Here is a 2,790-nt window from a genome sequence, read left to right on the forward strand (position 1 = left end):
GCGTGGAGGACGCGGCCGAGGCCGCCCGCATCACGGCCGCGTACCGCGCGGCGCTCGACGCGATCGCCGCCGGGCTGCCCGCGCCGTCCGCGCCCGCGGTCGACGGTGCGACTACCGGAGCGTTCTTCCGCGGCGTGCGCTGACGCGGCCCCGTTCCCGCAGGTTCCGGGCGTGTTCCCGACACGTACGGTTTCTCGGAACGATCGTTCCGAGAAACCGTACGGCGCGGGAAGAGACCCTCCGCCGGCGGGGTCGACCACGGATGGTGATCGCGAACTCGTGCTGCCGCGCCCGGCGTCGCCCTACTTCACCACGACGGACTTGGCCGCCGAAGCGGTCGCCCCGTCGTCGTCGGTGAGCCAGAGGGTGACGCTCCAGCCGGTCGCGGGGCTCGGCCCGGAGAAGGTATGCGACGCCGTCTTTCCCTCGGCGGTGCCGCCGTCGCCGAACTCCCAGAGGTACTTCACGATCGTGCCGTCCGCGTCGGTGCTGTCGCTCGCATCGAAGGTCATCACCTTGCCGACCTGGCCTTGCGCCGGCGTGACCTTGAACGACGCTGTCGGCGCCTTGTTCGCGTTGCTGCCGGTCGCGACCGTGAGCGTGATCGGCGTCGTGGTCGTGACCGTGCTGCCGGCCACCGGGGTCTGGTCGGTCACGGTGCCGGCCGCCTTGCCCGGCACGTCCTTCTCGATGACCTTGAACGTCAGCAGCAGCTTCTGCAGCGCCGCGGCCGCGGCCTCCTTCGTCATCCCGACGAGGTTCGGCATCTTCACGGTGATCGGCACGATGTGCACGTCGCACGTCTTCGGCAGGTTGTCGGCGAGGAACAGGCCGGCGGCCTTCTTCGGGCAGAAGTCGGTGGCGAGCAGCCCCGTGTCGGCGCAGTACTGCTTCGAGACCAGCCCGTCGGGCTTCACGAACCCAGCGGCCTTGCGGCCGGCGAGCGCGGCCTTCATGAACTTCGCCCAGATCTGCGCGGGGAACGAGCCGCCGGTCACCTTGCGGCCGTGCACGTTCGTCATCTCGCGCTGCGCCTCGGGGTACCCGACCCACACCGCCGCGACGAGGTCCGGCGTGTATCCGACGAACCACGCGTCGCGGTACTCCTGCGTCGTGCCGGTCTTGCCCGCTGCGGGACGCCCGATCGCCGCGGCGGTCCCGGTGCCGCGCGTGATGACGCCGGTCAGCATGTCGGTCTCGAGGTAGGCCACCGCCGGGTCGATACCGGCGGACGGCTTCGGCGCGACGGCGAGCAGCTCGGCGCCGGACTGGTTCGTCACCTGCACGATGCCGTACGGCTGCGTCGCGGTCCCGCCGTTGGCGAGCGTGCCGTACGCCGAGGCCATCTCGATCGGCGACACGCCGGTCTCCAGCCCGCCGAGCGCGATCGCGGGGTCGGCGTTCAACTTCGTCGAGATGCCCATCTTCTCGGCGGTCTCGACGGTCTCGTCCGCACCCACCTGCAGAATCAACTGGGCGTACACCGAGTTCACGGACTGCTCGGTCGCCTCGCGCAGGCGCATCTTGCCCGTGCGTCCCCCGCTCGCGCCGGTGACCTTCCAGTCGGGCGCGCCGGGGACCTTGAGCGTCATCGGCCCGCACTCGAACGCGGCCTCGGGCGACACGCCCGCGCCCAGCGCGGTCGCCAGCACGAACGGCTTGAACGCCGAGCCGGGCTGCCGGTGCCCCTGCACGGCCGCGTTGAACTGCTGCGTGGCGAAGTCCCGCCCGCCGACCATCGCCAGGACCGCGCCGGTCTTCGGGTCGAGCGCCACGAGCGCCGCCGAGGGGTCGCTCTCGCGGTCGAGCGTGCCCGCGATCGCGGCCTCGGCGGCCTTCTGCATCTTCGGGTCCAGCGTCGTGCGGATCGTCAGGCCGCCGCGGTAGATCTGGCTGTCGGTGACCTTCCCGGTGGCGATGAGCTGCGCCTTGAGGTACTCGACGAAGTACGGCGCCGCGACCTGCCGCCCCTTCAATCCCGCCGTCTTGACCGGCGTCGCCGCCGCGGCGGCCTGCTCGGCGGCCGTGATGTAGCCCTGCTCCGCCATCAGGCGCAGCACGAGGTCGCGCCGCTCCTTCGCCGCGTCGGGCTGGAGGTAGGGGGAGTAGTTGCCCGGCGAGCGGATCACGCCCGCGATCAGCGCGGACTCGGCGAGGGAAAGGTCCTTCGCGTGCTTCCCGAAATACGCCTGCGAGGCCGCCTCGACGCCGTACGAGCCGTGCCCGTAGTAGATCGTGTTCAGGTACAGCTCGAGGATCTCGTCCTTGTCCATCCGGCTCTCGATGCGGTTCGCGAGCACCGCCTCGCGGATCTTGCGCTTGGCCGTCTTCTCGGCCGTGAGGAACGCCTGCTTCACCAGCTGCTGCGTGATCGTCGAGCCGCCCTGCGCCGCCTCGCCCTCCTTCACGTCGGTCAGGAACGCGCGCAGGATGCCGAGCGGGTCGACGCCCTTGTGCTCGTAGAAGCGCTTGTCCTCGACCGCGACCACGCCGTTGCGCAGCGCGGGCGGCACGTCCGCGAGCTTGACGTCGGTGCGGTTCTCCTCGGCGTAGAGCTTGGCGAGCACGCCCCCGTCCTTGTCGAGGATCACCGTGGTCTGGTCGCGGCCCTTCTGCTGCGCCTTCAGGTCGTCGATCTGCGGGACGTCGCGCACGACGCTGTAGTAGAACAGCCCGCCGACGACGAGCGCCGCGGCGACCAGGAACAGCAGCAGGCAGCCGATCGCGCGCATGGCGCCGCCTCCTCGCTTCGGGGCCGAACGGCGCCCGCCCGCGCGCCTCGTGCCGGAC

General features: G+C 71.1%; 1 protein-coding gene. It reads right to left on the reverse strand.

The features are described from left to right. Positions 1 to 302 precede the first annotated feature (302 nt). The gene (locus FDZ70_08885) at positions 303 to 2,732 is read right to left on the reverse strand and encodes a PBP1A family penicillin-binding protein (protein ID TLM71363.1); all 2,430 of its coding nucleotides are present in this window, start codon (positions 2,730 to 2,732) and stop codon (positions 303 to 305) included. Positions 2,733 to 2,790 lie beyond the last annotated feature (58 nt).

The organism is Actinomycetota bacterium, assembly GCA_005774595.1.
Classification (GTDB): Bacteria; Actinomycetota; Coriobacteriia; order Anaerosomatales; family D1FN1-002; genus D1FN1-002.